Annotated in this window: 14 protein-coding genes; 1 reads left to right on the plus strand and 13 read right to left on the minus strand. The window is 64.3% G+C overall.

The genetic code is table 11. The features are described from left to right. Window positions 1-43: 43 nt before the first annotated feature. Complete coding sequence (locus IV498_RS08260) at window positions 44-1,315, minus strand: FAD-binding protein (protein ID WP_269046084.1); 1,272 nt, start codon at window positions 1,313-1,315, stop codon at window positions 44-46. A 161-nt stretch (window positions 1,316-1,476) separates the two neighbouring features. On the opposite strand from IV498_RS08260, the gene IV498_RS08265 reads away from it, so the two are divergent. Next, window positions 1,477-1,911 (plus strand): hypothetical protein, encoded by a 435-nt coding sequence (locus IV498_RS08265; RefSeq protein WP_269046085.1) that lies wholly within the window; start codon window positions 1,477-1,479, stop codon window positions 1,909-1,911. Here IV498_RS08265 and IV498_RS08270 read toward each other — a convergent pair. From IV498_RS08270 to IV498_RS08325, 12 genes are all read right to left on the minus strand, one after another. Further along, window positions 1,837-3,729 carry an acyl-CoA dehydrogenase family protein gene (locus IV498_RS08270; protein ID WP_269046086.1) on the minus strand — a complete coding sequence of 631 codons (1,893 nt, stop codon included), beginning with the start codon at window positions 3,727-3,729 and terminating at the stop codon, window positions 1,837-1,839. The genes IV498_RS08265 and IV498_RS08270 overlap by 75 nt on opposite strands. Before the next feature lie 28 nt (window positions 3,730-3,757). Next, window positions 3,758-4,768: a pullulanase X25 domain-containing protein gene (locus IV498_RS08275; RefSeq protein WP_330059322.1), complete on the minus strand. Its 1,011-nt coding sequence runs from the start codon at window positions 4,766-4,768 to the stop codon at window positions 3,758-3,760. Between the two features lie 123 nt (window positions 4,769-4,891). Then, complete coding sequence (locus IV498_RS08280; RefSeq protein ID WP_269046087.1) at window positions 4,892-5,623, minus strand: hypothetical protein; 732 nt, start codon at window positions 5,621-5,623, stop codon at window positions 4,892-4,894. 2 nt (window positions 5,624-5,625) lie between these two features. Beyond that, the gene (locus IV498_RS08285; protein ID WP_269046088.1) at window positions 5,626-6,441 is read right to left on the minus strand and encodes a C69 family dipeptidase; all 816 of its coding nucleotides are present in this window, start codon (window positions 6,439-6,441) and stop codon (window positions 5,626-5,628) included. Beyond that, the gene (locus IV498_RS08290; RefSeq protein WP_269046089.1) at window positions 6,431-9,598 is read right to left on the minus strand and encodes an alpha-mannosidase; all 3,168 of its coding nucleotides are present in this window, start codon (window positions 9,596-9,598) and stop codon (window positions 6,431-6,433) included. The genes IV498_RS08285 and IV498_RS08290 overlap by 11 nt, the downstream gene beginning before the upstream one ends. 30 nt (window positions 9,599-9,628) lie before the next feature. Further along, window positions 9,629-10,489: a carbohydrate ABC transporter permease gene (locus tag IV498_RS08295; RefSeq protein ID WP_269046090.1), complete on the minus strand. Its 861-nt coding sequence runs from the start codon at window positions 10,487-10,489 to the stop codon at window positions 9,629-9,631. Next, on the minus strand, window positions 10,490-11,434 hold the full coding sequence (locus IV498_RS08300; RefSeq protein WP_442951322.1) for a carbohydrate ABC transporter permease: 945 nt from the start codon (window positions 11,432-11,434) through the stop codon (window positions 10,490-10,492). Window positions 11,435-11,436: 2 nt separating this feature from the next. After that, window positions 11,437-12,852 (minus strand): extracellular solute-binding protein, encoded by a 1,416-nt coding sequence (locus IV498_RS08305; protein WP_269046091.1) that lies wholly within the window; start codon window positions 12,850-12,852, stop codon window positions 11,437-11,439. Between the two features lie 306 nt (window positions 12,853-13,158). Then, window positions 13,159-14,388: an ROK family transcriptional regulator gene (locus tag IV498_RS08310; protein ID WP_269046092.1), complete on the minus strand. Its 1,230-nt coding sequence runs from the start codon at window positions 14,386-14,388 to the stop codon at window positions 13,159-13,161. Between the two features lie 95 nt (window positions 14,389-14,483). Next, window positions 14,484-14,969 carry a MarR family winged helix-turn-helix transcriptional regulator gene (locus tag IV498_RS08315; RefSeq protein WP_269046093.1) on the minus strand — a complete coding sequence of 162 codons (486 nt, stop codon included), beginning with the start codon at window positions 14,967-14,969 and terminating at the stop codon, window positions 14,484-14,486. A gap of 110 nt (window positions 14,970-15,079) precedes the next feature. After that, on the minus strand, window positions 15,080-15,613 hold the full coding sequence (locus IV498_RS08320) for a DinB family protein (protein WP_269046094.1): 534 nt from the start codon (window positions 15,611-15,613) through the stop codon (window positions 15,080-15,082). A gap of 110 nt (window positions 15,614-15,723) precedes the next feature. Then, window positions 15,724-15,927, minus strand: a complete 204-nt coding sequence (locus tag IV498_RS08325) for a hypothetical protein (protein WP_269046095.1) — start codon at window positions 15,925-15,927, stop codon at window positions 15,724-15,726. Window positions 15,928-16,038: the final 111 nt, after the last annotated feature.

The raw sequence follows: 16,038 nt of genomic DNA on the forward strand, positions 1-16,038 counted from the left end.
TCGGCGCTGGGGCATGGGAACAGCCTGCGGTCCTGTGGGCTGCCTAAACGCCGAAGACCTTGCGATCCAGGAACGCATTGCGGAATTTATGCTCTGGATCGACCCGCTCGGCCATGGCCTTGAAGTCCGTGAACCGCGGATAGAGAGGTTCGAGCGCGGCAGCTTCGGCGTGGAAGAGCTTACCCCAGTGCGGCCGCGCATCGAACGCAGCCAGCTTTTCTTCCAGCAGCGGCAGCAGCCTTTCAACGGCCCCCTGTTCCGGCTTCCAGGTCAAGTGCAGTCCGATTCCGTCCCGACCGTAGTTGGCGCTTAGCCACAGGTCGTCAGCGGCCATTGTGCGGATCTCCGAGACCAGGAGCAGGGGGCTGATCTGCTTCGACATGGACCGCATCACCTCAATTGCCCCAACCGCATGCCCGCGCGGAACCAGGTATTCGGTCTGCAGTTCATCGCCGCTGCTGGGCGTAAACGCCATCCGAAAGTGCGCCAGCCGATCCGACCACGGTCCGGGCACACCGAGCTGTTCAGTGCAGTTCACGGCTGAAACGCCGGGCAGCGGGTGCCGGCCCTGCAGCGCCGGTGTACCGCCAAAGAAGTCACTCCGCCCAGCGGCAGGCGCCGAGTCCGTGACGCGGCTCTTCAGCCAAGCCAGACTCGCCGCTTCGCCGCGCCAGTCGGTAAACAAGCTGACGCTGTAGGCACTTGATGTCACCGCGTCGAAGTTCTCCAGCACCCGCGTCCAGGGAAGATTTTCGAAGACATCCTGCCGGACCAGGAATGTCGGTTGAATTTCCAGCGTGACACGGGCGATGATGCCCAGGGCGCCGAGACTCACCACCATGCCCGCAAAGTCGGGTGCGTCCGCGCGGGAATATGTGCGAAGTTCCCCGTTGGCCTCCACCACGTCAAGGCCGACGACGGCGCTGGCAAGGTTGCCGTTGGAGTCACCAGAGCCGTGGGTTGCGGTGGCGATGGCACCTGCCACGGAAATGTGCGGCAAAGAGGCAAAGTTGTGCAGCGCAAAACCCCGTCGCTCCAACTCCTCGCCAAGCGCTCCATACCTGAGGCCGCCGGTCACGGTGACGGTGCGGGCGTCCGAATTTACGACGATGCCCGTGCCACCTGCGTCAATATCCTCAAGGGAGATCAAAGTTCCGGAAGTATCCGCGATGTCATTGAAGGAGTGCCTCGAGCCAAGAGCCCGCACCTTTGAGGCGGCGGCCACCATCTCCTGGAGTTCCTCGACGCTGCGCGGACGCTGCAGAGCGGCCGCCCGATAGCGGAGGTTGCCCGCCCAATTCCGTTCTTCCGTCATGACGGTCCGACCCTTGAACTTTCGATGGATTTCACAACATAACAAGAAAGTGCCAACGGCGGGTCAGGCTCCCTAACCTGCCATCCTGTCGCACACCCCGCACCTTCACACCCCGGCACCTTCACACCCCGGACAGCACGATCGGCGGATAGGTTGAGGCCATGCATTCGTATTTCATCACGCATCCCGAGGTCAACGCCGATCCGTACATTCCCGTCGAGCAGTGGGGGCTGTCGGACGCCGGCCGAATCCGCGCAGCGGGCCTCGCGAGCCACAACTGGCTGGGCCGGCTTCAACGGATCATCACAAGCACCGAAGAGAAAGCGCGGGAGACGGGCGCGATCCTCGCTGATTTGACCGGTGTCAGTTTCGCAACCGACCCGGAACTATGTGAAAACGATCGATCCGCGACGGGGTTCCTGCCCCCAAGCGAGTTCGTTTCGCACGGCGCGGTGGGCACGCACCCTGCTCAATTGCGACCTCATCGGGACCTCGATCAGCCGCAATTACGATCAGGCTGGTCAGGGAACTATTTTGAATTTGACCCGATCGGGTGGACGGTCAGCCACCCTTGGCGCCGGATTGAACCACGCTGAGCAGGCCGGTTCGCAGGGGACCGGCAGGATCGCAGCGCCGGCTGGGGCATCAAAGACAACGGTGAAAGTTGTTCGTGTCCGAACACAGAACGGGCTCCAGCGGATCAGTAAGGAGGCCTGGAACGCGAGCGCCAGCATCGCCACCAGGGTGCGGGCAGACGCGCCGAAATCCCCCGGTCGCTGCATCACGGCCATCAGCTGCTGCTCCAGAGCGCCAAGGTACCCGTCGAAAACCACGTTCACACCCTGGGCCAAGCGCAATTCCGACATAAACGCGTCCACAGACTCCGGTTCGGTCGCCATAGCACGGAGCACGTCGAGGGCGACGACGTTACCCGCGCCTTCCCAGATGGCCAGCACCGGCTGTTCCCGGTAGCGCAGCGCCAGCGGGAAGGCCTCCGTATAGCCGTTGCCGCCCAAGCACTCCATCGCCTCGTAGGCGTGCCCCGGTCCACGCTTGCAAACCCAATATTTGGCAACAGCGGTGGCCAAGCGCCGGAAGGCAGGCTCCGACGTCGAACTGCCCGTCTCCGCTTCCGCACCACGGCCGCGACGGCCGCCGTCGGCCGAACCTCCAGCGTGAAAGCAGCCCGCATCATGGTCGCGGGAGCCGCCGTCGGCCGCACCACCAGCGTGAAAGCCGCCGTCGGCACCACCAGCGTGAAAGCCGCCGTCGGCCGCACCACCAGCCGGCTCGTCGTAAGCGCGGGCCAGCCGCATCGCCGTGGCCGTGGCCGCCTCCGACTCCAGAGCCAGATCCGCCAGAACATTGGCCATCGCCGGCTGCTCCGCCAGCGTGCGCCCGAAGGCCGCCCGGTGCCGGGTGTGCCACAGCGCCTCAGTCACGCCCTGCCGCATCCCGGCGGCGGTCCCAAGCACACAATCCAGCCGGGTGCGGCCCACCATTCCCATGATGGCGCGCACCCCGCGGCCCGGGTCCCCCACCCGGAATCCCACTGTGTCTGCGAATTCCACCTCCGAGGAAGCGTTGGACCGGTTGCCCAGCTTGTCCTTGAGCCGCTGAATCCGGAAAACGTTGCGGGCGCCATCCTGCAGTACGCGGGGTACGAGGAAGCATGACAGCCCGTTCTGCACCACCCCGCCGACAGTAGTCGTCCCTTCCTGCGCCAGCACCAGGAACGCGTCGGACATCGGCGCCGAACAGAACCATTTGTGCCCGGTCAGGATATGGTGGCCCGCCAGCGTGGCAGTTGCCGTTGTAGTGTTAGCCCGCACATCCGATCCGCCCTGTTTCTCCGTCATTGCCATGCCGATCAGCGCGCTCGCCTTGCCGGGCCGCAGCAGCGGATCGTAGCTGGTCGAGTACAGCCGCGGCAGCCAGTCAATGGCCAGTTCAGGCGCAAGTTTTAAGGGCTCGACGGCGGCATGGCTCATCGATACAGGGCAGGCATGGCCTGGTTCAACCTGCGCGAACAGCATGAAGGCCGCCGCCCGCTGCGCGCTGGCTCCCGGACCCGGGCGCGCCACCGCGGCGGTGTGCGCGCCGGTCCGGACGGCTTCGCCAAGGATTCGATGGTACGCCGGGTGATACTCCACCTCATCGATCCGGTGGCCGTACCTGTCGTGCGTCTGCAGCACGGGCGGGTTGGCGTTGGCCAGCCGTGCATCATTTTGGAAGTCGGCCGAGCCGACCAAGGCCCCGATTCGGTGCAACTCCTCAAGACCCGCGCTGTCGGCGGCGCCACCGATGGTCTGGACAAACTCAGCCAGTACCTGATTGCAGGCAAACTCGTTGACGTCCACCCGCACCGGCGGCTGGTTGAAAACCTTCTGCGTTGCGCCATCGTTGGCCGTCATGGCACGATGCTACGCCGAGCCGGGCGCGTCAGTCGGTACTGACGTCCCTGGTGTTGTGGTCGTAGCGGAAGGTGATGGACCCGCCGGCATGGTGCAGTTCGTGGTTGGCGCCGTCCGGCACGCCGAAGGCGCCGTAGTTTTCATCCCAGCCGCGGTTAATGGCCACCTTGTAGCTGTAATAGCCGGCCGGCATGTCCGCCGTCAGGGTCCAAAGGCGATCCGAAGTGTCCAGCGTCATCTGCACCTCGTCAAAGCTCGGAACCCAGTTTTCCGGAGCGCCAAGCAGGGTGCTGAAGTCACCGGCGATCGCTACGGCGTCCGGCTGCGCGTCGGTTCCGGCGTTGGGATGGGCGTCCGGCTGTGCATCCGACGGAGCGCCCGACTGAGCACGCGGCTGGGGGCTGGAGGTGGTTTTCGATGCCGGAACAGAATCGGAGGCCGGAACGCTCAGCGCCGCCGGTGCGGGCTCCTGCGACGGGCCGTCCAACGGCGCCGTTGCGGCTGCAACGGCGGTCGTCCGCTTTTTGGAGCTGCGGGTGGAAGCTGCACGCGGCTTGCCGGCGGCGGCAACGTCGTCGAGCTCGAAAAGCTCGGGGGCCGCGGCCGACTCGGCCTTGCGGGGCCGGGACTTTTTAACCGTCGTGGCGGCTTTGGCTGCCTTCGGCTGCTCAATGGGAGCCGTGGGAACGGGCATGTCTGCCGGAACAGGGGTACCCTGATCGAGCGCCGAGGCCAGGGAATTCGCATCCGGGAAGGCCACCACAGCGCGCATGCCGTCGTCGGTGATGCTCCAGCCACCGGCCTTGCGCAGCCAGCCGGCCTTGACCAGTTTTGCGGTGGCAGCCGTCAGGTTCTTGTGTCCGCGGGGAATTCCACCGCTGAGCAGCTCGCTCTCCTGCGCGTTAAGCGGGACCTGAACAATAGCTTCCGCCAACACCGCTCCGCCACCGACATCCTGGCCCGTCCACACTCCGGCAGCCATAATATCCAGCACGGCTTTCAACCGACGGTTGGTGTTTTCCCGCATATCGATGCTCACGGCTATCCTCCTGGCAAGTTTGATGTGCTACCAGTTTGCCAGTTCCGGCCCCTATCCGGGAGTTCCTGCCGATTAACTCGCGTGTCCCGCCCGCCCTGACCGCGTCACATCGGGTCATATCGCTCAACGCCGCTCCGCCACGGCCCAGCGGGGATCGATCGATTCCGTCCTTCCTCTTGGCTCGTACTCAAGGAGGAATGCATCAACCACTGCACCGGCGTCGCTCACTGCCACGGCCGTTAAGGCGCGGAAGCCGTCGACGAGGTGGCCCCGCGCCGCACCGTCCGCGCTTTTCCAGACCCGTCTCAATTCGTCCACTGCCTCATGCCAGCGGGCTTCGAGCGGATCAAAGCGGGCGCGGACCGATCTCTGCCGTTCGGTGAACTGCGTTCCTGCGCTGTCCCCTTTGACGGCGTCAAGCAGATTTTGAAAACGCCACCAGTAGGATGCCGGGTCAAAGGGAGATTGGCTGTATTCCTCGGGCGGCCGCACCAGCGCATCGGGAGCAGGAAGCTGCAGTTCCCCGGGAATCTGCCCGGATGCCAGGAAGACCGGAATGTAGACCCCGATGCAGGGCGGCAGCGGTGTCCACCAGATCACCGTGAGGTCCTCCGCGTCCGTGCGCATCTCCACGATCAACGATCCGGCGGTGTTTCCCCAGGTGAATCCCGCCGTGTGCTCGTGCATGCACAGCGTGAGGAAATCGGGGCGGGCCGCACTGAAATAGGGACCGTCCAGGAACGAACCCTCGAAATGGTCACGCAGCACCGCCTTTGCGCTGTGCAGATCGACGGCTCCGCGTACCCGGGCTGATTCGAGCAGGCTCTGCGAGCGCCGCTGACGCAGATGGGACACCTTCAGCGGTGTCCCGGGATCGGTATGGCTGAGGCATAGTCGAAGGGTGCGTCAGGGCTGGTCCATCCCCGGGCTTGGGCCGTTGCCAGCAAGCCAGCGCTGCAAAGGTCGTATTCCGTCCTGATGGAGGGCTCGTTGCTGATCGAGCAGATGCCGGATCTTATCTGCCGCGCCACCCACTCCCTGCCGCAGGTCTCCAGCACCCAGGCGTCATATGGGTCGGCGATCAGGTACGAATTGTCATAAGACCCCTCAACCGGGTCCTTGCCGAACAGCCTCGAGCCCCACTGACCATGGCGTTCCAGCAGCGACGTCATGACATCCAGTGCAGCCCGTGCGGAGCGTCCCCGCTCCAGACCGAGCCTGACAAGTTCTATGCCGAGAATGCCGCCTGCTGGGGAATTCCCGTTCCCGGCGTGTTGTACGTTCTCCGCCCAGGAGCGGGTGAACTGGGCCTCATTTCCGATCGCCACGTCGTGTTCGTTGACGCCGAATTCGCAGCCCCAGCACCAGAAGGGTGCAGCACCCAGGTGCGCGTAGGCCGGTTCGTCCGGAATGGAGGCGTAGGCCAACTGAAGTGCGTCCCCCTTTTCCCGCGCCGGAATCAGACGCAGGGGCTGCGCCTCGCCGGCCGGCCTATCGCTGTTTTTACCGAAGATCAGGCCCCCCGCCGCGGTCGCATCCCGTTGGGCTACGTAGCTGTCGCAGCTCCAGGGACGCCGCTCCTGTTCACGGTGTTCGCTCTCCTTTCCGTGTCCGGTCGTCGGCCGGAGCCGGCCGACGGCGTGATCCCAGGTCCGCGGCCCGTCACCGGACAAAACGCAGGGTCACCAGCTGGAAGGGCCGCAGCGTCAAATCAGCTCCTGCGCTGGCTGTTCCAATGCCCGCCGGAGCAGCAATCTCATCCTCCAGCAGGTCCGTCACCTGCACGGAGGTTACGTCGAATCCGGCGGTGACCGAGCCCGTCGACCGTTCACCGAGCGACTCGTAGAGCCGCACGATGACGTCTCCGGACCGGTCCTCAGCCAGTTTGACGGCTTCGATCACGATGGCTGGGTTGGACACCGTCAGCAGCGGCTCCACCGGATGCGCACCATTGACGATGCGCGGAACCAGGTTGGTCCGGTAACCCTCCTCGACGGCGTCGGCGATCGCCGCACCCGGCCGGACCGTGACCGTGAAGGTGCGCTGCCCCTGATCGGTGGTCGGATCCGGATAGCGCGGGGCGCGCAGCAGGGACAGCCGCACGCGCGTGGTGGTGCCGCCGTCGGCCCGAACGTTGCGCGTGACGTCGTGCCCATACGTGGCGTCATTGCTGACGGCGACGCCATAACCCGGCTCGCCCACATGGATCCAGCGGTGCGCGCAGATCTCAAATTTCGCGGCCTCCCACGACGTGTTCTCGTGCGTGGCGCGGTAAACGTGGCCGAATTGCGTTTCCGCGGCGGACCGATCGGCGCGGACGTCGAACGGGAAGCCCAGTTTGAGCAGTTTGTCCTCGTCCTTCCAGTCGATGTTCGTCACGATGGTCAGGGACGCGGCGTTCGGGGTCAGCGAGAGGCGTTGGGTAATGGTGGATTTGCCGGTGGAACGGCTGACGACGACGGCGGCCTCAGCTTCGGATTGCACGAGCTCCACTGGGGCGATCACCTGGTCAAGGCTGCGCACCGAGCGCCGGTAGTGCTCGTCAATGTCCCAGGCATCCCACTGATTCGGGATGTCACGGTGGAATTCCAGGTGGTTGCCAAATTCGCCCGGGGCGATGGATTCACGTCCGCTGGCATAGTCCAGCAGGGAGATCAGCCGGCCGGCGTCGTCGATGGTTGCCCGGATCACGCCATTGTCCAGCGTGTGGGCGTCGGCGGCGGTGCTGGCCTTTACGGCTCCGCCGGGACGCGCTGCCGCCGTCACCCCTGAGGCCGTCGTGATGGCCGCCGTCGTGCCCGTCGCCGTCACCCCCGGCTCCGTTGTGCCCGTCGCCGTCGTGCTGGCCGCCGTCACCCCTGCCGCCGTCGTGCCTGACGCCGTTCCGGCAACCAAACCCGCCGCGGCGTCCACTACGGCACCGGCCGCGAGCGCCGGCACGCCCGAGCGCGGATGCGGGGCGGCGTTGAGCAGCAGCGGGACGGTGCCCTCGCCAACCACAGCCGTGGCCGAGGCGGCTATCAACGCCTCCAGATCCCGGCTGATGGCGGCGTAGTTCCGCTCCGCGTCCTGGTGCACCCAGGCGATGGCCGAGCCGGGCAGGATGTCGTGGAACTGCTGCAGCAGCACCAGCTGCCACAACCGTTCCAGCTCGTCGTACGGGTAGGGGGTTCCGTTCCGGACCGCGGCGGTGGCTGCCCACAGTTCGGCTTCACGCAGCAAGTGCTCGCTGCGCCGGTTGCCGCGCTTGGTGTTGGACTGGCTGGTGTACGTCCCGCGATGCAGCTCCAGGTACATTTCACCCACCCAGACCGGCGGATTGGGGTATTCGGCCTGCGCCTGTTCAAAGAAGCTGGCCGCGGTTCCTATCCGCACCGCCGGCGAGCCTTCCAGGTCCGCAGTGCGCGCCGCCGCGGCGATCATTTCGCGCGTCGGTCCGCCACCGCCGTCGCCCCAGCCAAAGGGCACCAGCGAAACCGTCCCACGGCCCTTCTCCCGATAATTGCGCTGCGCGTGTGCCAGTTCCGCGGCGGAGAGCTCGGAATTGTAGGTGTCCACCGGCGGGAAGTGGGTGAAGACCCGGGTGCCGTCGATACCCTCCCAGTCAAAGGTGTGGTGCGGAAACTTATTGGTCTGGTTCCAGGAGATTTTCTGTGTCAGGAACCATTTGGCTCCGGCCGCGGCCACAATCTGCGGCAGCGCACCGGAGTAGCCGAAGGAGTCCGGCAGCCATACCTCCTGCGGGTCCACGCCAAATTCCCGGCGGAAGAAGGACTTGCCGGCCACAAACTGCCGGGCCATTGCCTCGCCGCCGGGCATGTTGGTGTCCGACTCAACCCACATGCCGCCGACCGGCACGAACTGCCCTGCGGCCACCTTGGCTTTTATCCGTTCAAACAGCTCGGGATAGGAGGATTTCATCCAGGCCAGCTGCTGGGCGGAGGAGCAGGAAAAAACGAAGTTCGGATCCGCGTCCATCAGGGCCACAACGTTGGAGAACGTGCGGGCACACTTGCGGATGGTCTCCCGGACCGGCCACAGCCAGGCGGAATCAATGTGCGCGTGACCGGTGGCCACAATGTGGTGCGCGGAGGCGTAGGCCGGCCGGGCCAGCACGGCTGCTAGCTCGGCCCGCCCGGCGGCCGCCGTGCCACCGACATCCTCGGGATCCATCACATCAAGCATCCGTTCCAGGGCGGCCAGGATCTCCCCGCGGCGCGGAACATCCACGCCAAGCTGGAGCATCAGTCCGCGCAGCACCCAGACGTCCTGGTTGAGCTCCCACACCGTGTCATCGCGCTCCGCAATGTCCACCTGCCGCAGCCGGTAGAGCGGCTCGATTCCGGCGGTGGCCTTATCCCCCATCGGCGTCGGGTTGAACGCCTGGCCCACGTTCGGGTTGGCTGCGGCCTCGACGTAAAAGTCGATGTCGCCGCCGTCCACCGGCACCCAGCTGTTGCGCGGCGAGAGCGCCTTGACGATGCTGCCGTCCGGACGCCAGATGATGCCTTCGCACTGAAAGCCCGGGAAGGCCGGGTCAAAGCCCAGGTCCACCACGGCCTCCACGCTGCGCCCGGACGCCTTGCCGAACCCAGACGGCATGTCTCCGGTCACGTGGAACCAGACGGTGCCCCACGGGCGTCCCCACGGTTCGCCGACTTTGAACGGCGAATAGTCCTGCCCGATTGCCTCGGCGGCCTGAACCGGCTCATCCGGCACCTCCCAGGCCTGGACATCCAGCTGAGCGGTTCGCGGGTAGATGGCTGGCCCAATCCGGTCCTGGACGAACCTGTCGAGCCGGCCTTCGGTGATCAAACGGTGATCATGCATGTGGAACTCCTGGAATTTCGGAAGGGAACATTAGCCTTTGACGGCGCCAGCCATGGCAAACGAGCCGCCCAGGAACTTCTGGACCACAACGTACAGCACAACGACCGGCACTGAATACAACAGCGAGAAGGCGGCGAGTTGGCCGTAGGCCACCGCGCCGTACTGGCCAAAAAAATTGAAGATGGAGACGGCCGCCGGCTGCTTATCGGGTGAGAGCAGCAGCACGAACGGGACGAAGAAATTTCCCCAGGCCTGGATAAAGACAAAAATGAAGACGACGGCGATGCCCGGGCGCATCAGCGGCACCACAATGGTGCGCAGCGTCTGCATCGAGGACGCGCCGTCCACCCAGGCCGCCTCCTCCAGCGCGATCGGCACCTCGTCCATGAAGTTTTTCGTCATCCAGATGGCCATCGGCAGTGAGGTCGCTGCCATGAAGAAGATGGTCCCGCCGAGGGAATCCAGCAGGTTCAAGGTCACGAAGAGGCTGTAGACCGGGACCATCATCGCCGTAACCGGCAGGCCGGTGCCGAAGAGGATGCCATACAGGAACGGTTTCTTGATCCGCAGCGAATACCGCGAGAGCGGATAGGCGGCCAGCACGGCGCACAGCACCGTGATCAGGGCCGTGCCGCCGGAGAGGACCACGGAGTTCCACAGCGGGAGCAGCGTCTGTTCCGGGGTCAGCACCTTGCTGAAGTTGGACAGCGACCACTGATCGGGCAGCGCCACCGCCAGCGTGGCGTTGGCGTTCAGCGATGCGAGCACCAGCCACGCCATCGGCAACAGGAAACATGCCGCCAGGATCAGCAGCAGTCCATTGGTCAGCCAGCCAACGCCGTTGCGGCGTGGAGCGGAGAGCGAGACGCGGGAAATACTGACTGCACTCATTCAGTCCACCTCCGGTTTCAGTGCGCGGATATAAATAATGGAGAAGACTGCGCCCACTACCAGCAGGATGGTGGCGATGGCCGTGCCGTAGCCGAGGTTGGAGAACTGGAAGGCCTCCTGGTAGGCCAGGATCGGCAGTGTGGAACTCTTCGTTCCCGGCCCTCCGGCGGTCATCACCCAGATCAGCGTGAACACCGAGAGTGTCTGCAGGGTAATGAGCATCATGTTCGTGGAGATGCTGCGCCGGATCATCGGCAAGGTCACGTTCCACATCCGCTGCCAGCCGCCGGCCCCATCCACGGTGGCGGCTTCGGTGATCTCCGGTGGAATATTCATCAGCGCGGCTGAGTACACCATCATCGAGAACGCGGTGCCACGCCAGATGTTGGCCAATGTCACCGCCACCATCGGGGTGTCATAAAGCCAGTTGATGGTGGGCAGGTGCGCGCCCGCCAGAATCATGTTCAGCGTGCCGGTGTCGCTGAAGAATGCATAGGACGCAAACGCCGCCACGATTTCCGGCAGCACCCAGGCCGCCACCACGGCCGCGCCAACGATGGCCCGCACCACCTTGTTTCCGTTGCGCATCAGCGCGGCGAGGCCCAGTCCGAGAAGATTTTGGCCCACCACGGCCGAGGCGAAAACGAAAATGATGGTCAGCACCAGGCTCGTCGGAAAGACCGACGATCCGAACAGGGAGATGTAGTTGTCCAGACCGACGAAGGATGTGTTGTTGGCCGCCGCACCGGTCAGCGCGGCGTTGGTGAACGATCCGTAGAAGGACCACACCACCGGCCCCAGCAGGAACAACGCCAGCAGGACGACCGCCGGGAGCAGCGGCAGCACCCGCGTTGGCCGGGACCGCTTTTTCCGGCGCGCCTGAGGCGGGCTGCCCGCCGTCGGGCCTGCCAGCTGCCGGTCGGGCAGAATACCGGCCCCGGCCACTGCTACTGACCGCCCGTGGTTTTGTCTTGACCCACGGCCGAGGTAACGGCCTCGTCGTAGGCCTTGGCAGCCTCATCCACCGACTTCTGGCCTGTCATGACACCCTCCATCGCCACCTGGATGTTGTTGGAGACCTTCGGATAATCGGTATTCGCCGGCCGGAACTTGGTCACCGCCACCACATCGGAGAGGATCCCGAAGGAGGAACTGGATTTCTTGTATTCCGGGGCGTCCATGACATCCTTGCGGACCGCGATCTGCGCACCCTCGATGTCGTAGGTCAGCGAGTTCTTCTGGTTCAGCGCCGTTTCCAGGTACTTCACCGCCAGGTCGGGACTCTTCGTTTTGGAGCCCACGGCCAGCGTCCAGCCGCCGGAAAGACTGACAGCCCCCGGATCTGAACCGTCCTGGGTGGGCATCTTTGCCGTCGCCATGGTGTCCTGCCAGGTTGGCCAGGGACTGGACCCACCCTCGCTCCACTTGCTCGGCAGCCAGGAGCCGTCCAGATCGATGGCCAGCTTGCCCTTCGGCAGCCAGGTATCGGTGGCGATGTTAACAATCTGCGCGTCCAGGGCCTGCTGCGGCGTTGGGGCAAGGCCGTCCGAGTAGATCTTCTTGACGAAGTTCAGTGAATCCTTGAAACCCTGCGAGCCGGTTACCCACTTCTTGGAAGATTCGTCATAAAGCGGATCGTTTGTTCCGTAGAGCAGCATCTCAAAGCCCTGCATGGAGGCACCCTCACCGGCGGCTTTTCCGGAATACAGGTTCATCGGAATTACGCCGGGCAGCTTCGCTTTGATGGTGTCTGCCGCGGCCAGGATGTCGTCCCAGGTTTTCGGTTGCCACGGCACCGGCAGCCCGGCCTTCTTGAACAGATCCTTGCTGTACCACAGGGCCCGGGTGTCGGTGCCCATGGAGACACCGTAAGTTTTACCGTCGTCGCCCTTGCCGGCGTCCTGGGCATTGGGAACAAACTGCTTCCAATCGGCCCACTTACTGACATAGTCATCCAGCGGCAGGAGGTACCCCGCAGCAGCGTCGGACTTAATCAGGAAGGTGTCCTCATAAGCAATGTCCGGAGCTGTCGATGCGGACTTATTCATCAGGGACAGTTTGGTGTAATAGTCGTTTTCCGAAGCCTCAATGGGCAGCAGAGTGACGGTGGTCCCCGGATTCGCCTTTTCGACCTCCGACTTGGCCGCATTGAGCAGTTTTTCCAGCGGTTTGTAATTGCCGAACTTCTGGTAGGCCACCTTGATGGTCTTGCCATCCGACGCCCCGGCGGAAGATCCGCAGCCGGCGGTGGCCAGCAGCGTCAGCGCCGCGAGACCGAGCGCCGCAAACTGTGTTCTCCGGATGATGGTGTTTCTTTTCGTGCCGGTTCGTTTCGGATTTCGATTCAGAATGGTTCGTTTCACGATGCTCCCTCGCATCCAACCTCGGCTGTCCATGGCAGGTTGCCCACTCTTACCTTCCTGGCCGAAACGCTCCCGACTCCAGCCGGAGCACTCCTGGTGCCCGGAATAGTCGAAGGTGGTCTCAGCCGTGACTGTGAGGTGCGGCACATGGCTTAGCTATTATGTAAATCTAATTGAGTAACTAAAGTCAAGGGCGGAGGAAAACATTTCGGTGCCGGCCAGCGCGCGGCTGCAGGCCGGTGCTGGGTAATGCCCGCACCAGTAAGCGCATCCCCTTCGGGGGCGGGAATACAGGCCCCTGCAGCGTCAGTCCTGCAGCAGCAGACCCATCTGTTTGGGCGCGAGGATGTGGTCCAGGATGGCGCAGCCGGCCCCCACTGCGGCGATATCCTCGCCCAGAGCGGAGCCAATTACCTCCAGATCGTGAATGGCACTCACCGCGGAGCGCTGACTGAGCGTCGGCTGCAGCACCGCCAGGTACCGCTCGCTCACTGGCGCCCACATGGGTCCGCCAAAGATGACCCGCTCCACATCCATCAGATTCGCGATGTCCTCAACCACCCGCGCCAACCGCCGCGCCGAGGCGTCAACGATGCCCAGGGCTCCGGCGTCGCCCTGCAGCGCCAGCGCACCGAGCTTGACCCAGGCCGCCGAGATCAACTCCGGATCTGCTCCGCTCGCCGGCCCCTCCAACACTCCGGCCGCGACCGCCGTCTCGACCAGATGGGCTGGCATCGCGGCGACCCCGATGCAGCTGGACCGCCCGCAGGCACACAGCGGCCCGTCCTCACCGGTGGAGAAGTGCCCGATTTCGCCGACGTTATTGGAGGCTCCGCGCATGACTTGGCCGTTGATCACCAGCCCCGCGCCGATGCCTGTTCCCAAGTAGATAAAAGCGAAGTTCTCATTTTCCCCGCGGCTGCTGGACCACAGCTCCGCGTGTGCAGCCGCCATCACGTCCTTGTCCAGCAGTACCGGCAGACCGGTGGCCCCGCGCAGGGACTCGCGCAGCCGGACCGCCTGCCAACCGATCAGCAGCGGAGCGTCCACGACAATCCCCCGGTCCTCGTTGATCGGACCCGGCGAGGCAATCCCGACGCCCAGCACCCGGTCCCGCGGCACCTTGGCCGTGCGGACCAGCCCGTCGATGGCCGCGGCCATCCGCGCGACGGTGGTATCCGGGTCCGCGACCGCGGGCATCTCGTGCCGGCAGCGCGCCACCACGTCGCCGGCCAGATCCAGAACAACGAACGTCATTACAGAAGGGTCCAGATGCACGCCGACGGCGAACCGGCTCCGGGGCTCGATGGTCAGCGGTGTGCGCGGTTTTCCTGGCCCGGTCACCGTCTTGTGCCCTTCATTCAGCAGACCCAGGTCCAGCTGCTTGCGGACAATGTTGGAGACGGTCTGGGTGGACAGACCGGTCGCTTGGACCAGCTCAACGCGGCTGATTCCGTGCGGTGCCCTGCGGATAGCGTCCAGCACCACCGCCTGGTTGAACCCTCCCACGCGCTCCAGATTCGAACCTCGTCCCACCGGGCAGCTCCTTAAGTCAACTGTTTAGACTAATTCTAGAGCTTCAGCAGCCACACTGCGATCTGTGCGGACACAGGGGCACGATCGGGACAGAGTCAGGCTTCGGGCGGCCGAAGAATCCAGTGGTCCGGATTCAGGCCGCGCACCAGTTTGCGCCCGATCCGCGCCAGATCGGCGGCATCCCCCGCGTCCAGCTGGTCGAACACCAACTCACGCACATCGCGCACATGCCGGGGCGCCAGCAGCCGGATCAGGTCCATTCCTGCCTCCGTGATGGAAGCGGTCGTGACCCGGCCGTCCTGTTCCTGCGCGGACCGGAGCACGAGTCCGCGTCCCTCCAGCCGCTTGACCACGTGTGAAAGCCTGGAGAGCGAGGCACTGGTCCGGGACCCCAGCTCACTCATAGCCAAAGTTCGGTTCCCCGCCTCGGACAACATGGCCAGGACGTTGTAGTCAAAGAGCGAAAGCTTTGCCTGTCGCTGCAGGGGCCCATCGAGCGCGCCGGGCAGCAGCGTCATGGTGGAGAGCAGCGCCAACCATGCCTGACGCTCCTGGGCAGTCAGCCAGCCTGGTTCACTCATGACACCCACTATTTCACATAGCTTGAGGTTTCAAGTGATGTGTTCAGCTCGCTTGAGGATTCAAGTTGGGTGAAAAAATGGCGTCTGAGCGACCAATTGTGCCGACAGCCTTAGATCCCGGTGGTCCCATCAATACATTCGCGCAGCAGGTCGGCGTGGCCGTTGTGGCGGGCGTACTCGGCGATCATGTGAACAGAGACCAATCGCAGCGAATACTCTTCGCCGTGCAGGAGGAACGTGTCGTCAAAGTCCAGCGCAGCGGCCGCCTCGTCGGCCAGCCGGCACTCGGCGTCAAACCGCTCGAAGTCGCCCTTAGCCTCGGCCGGATCCAAGTCATCAAAATCCGCGTTCTTACCCTTGGCCGGGTCGTAAGGTGAACCCACATTCTGACCGCCGGCGCGATGGCGGAACCAAGTGGGTTCCACCTTCGCCATATGGCGCACCAGACCCAGCAGTGACAGGGCCGACGGCGGTACGGGACGGGAGGCCAGCTGGTCACCTGTCAGCCCGGAACAGATCCTGAGCAGCGTACTTCGATGCCAGGCAAGGAAGCCCTCAAGTATGGGCCGGTCGGCGCCGACCAAAGGCCCGTCCTCGGCCAGCGGAAATTTGGGCGCTGTCCATGTGCTGGGTTGTCCATTCATGGCACGAGACTACTTGACCGCGGTCTCGGCCTCATGATGCTCCGCGCTGATCTCAGCATTCATGCTCAGCGCCTTCCACCCAACGGCCCGGCCCAAGGGCGCACCGCACCTCAGCCCAGAAGGCCGCCAAGGCCGCCAAGGCCGCCGGGAAGTTTGCCCAGCAGATCCTTTGGATTGACGCCAAATTTGGCGAGCAGGCCCGAGTCGTTGTCCGTATCGACCTTGTCAGGCAGTTCAGACTGGGCCTGGTCCGCCTTGTCGTGGTCACCAAGGCTCTTGAGGTGGTCAATGATTTGTTGCTTGTCAATCTGCATGTTGTCTCCTTCAGGTCTCCGGCGAGTATGTGCAGGTACGTCTCAAACCTACAAAAGCGGCACACCGTCGTCCAGCATCTGTATCTGACCATCGGCCGGGCGAACGCAGGG

The sequence above is a fragment of the Paenarthrobacter sp. Z7-10 genome, assembly GCF_026932795.1.
Classification (GTDB): domain Bacteria; phylum Actinomycetota; class Actinomycetes; order Actinomycetales; family Micrococcaceae; genus Arthrobacter_M.

Excerpts from the sequence above, each read along its gene's own strand:
- IV498_RS08260 (WP_269046084.1), bottom strand. The coding sequence starts at position 1,315 with ATGACGGAAGAACGGAATTGGGCGGGCAACCTCCGCTATCGGGCGGCC.
- IV498_RS08265 (WP_269046085.1), top strand. The coding sequence starts at position 1,477 with ATGCATTCGTATTTCATCACGCATCCCGAGGTCAACGCCGATCCGTAC.
- IV498_RS08270 (WP_269046086.1), bottom strand. The coding sequence starts at position 3,729 with ATGACGGCCAACGATGGCGCAACGCAGAAGGTTTTCAACCAGCCGCCG.
- IV498_RS08290 (WP_269046089.1), bottom strand. The coding sequence starts at position 9,598 with ATGCATGATCACCGTTTGATCACCGAAGGCCGGCTCGACAGGTTCGTC.
- IV498_RS08295 (WP_269046090.1), bottom strand. The coding sequence starts at position 10,489 with ATGAGTGCAGTCAGTATTTCCCGCGTCTCGCTCTCCGCTCCACGCCGC.
- IV498_RS08315 (WP_269046093.1), bottom strand. The coding sequence starts at position 14,969 with ATGAGTGAACCAGGCTGGCTGACTGCCCAGGAGCGTCAGGCATGGTTG.
- IV498_RS08320 (WP_269046094.1), bottom strand. The coding sequence starts at position 15,613 with ATGAATGGACAACCCAGCACATGGACAGCGCCCAAATTTCCGCTGGCC.
- IV498_RS08325 (WP_269046095.1), bottom strand. The coding sequence starts at position 15,927 with ATGCAGATTGACAAGCAACAAATCATTGACCACCTCAAGAGCCTTGGT.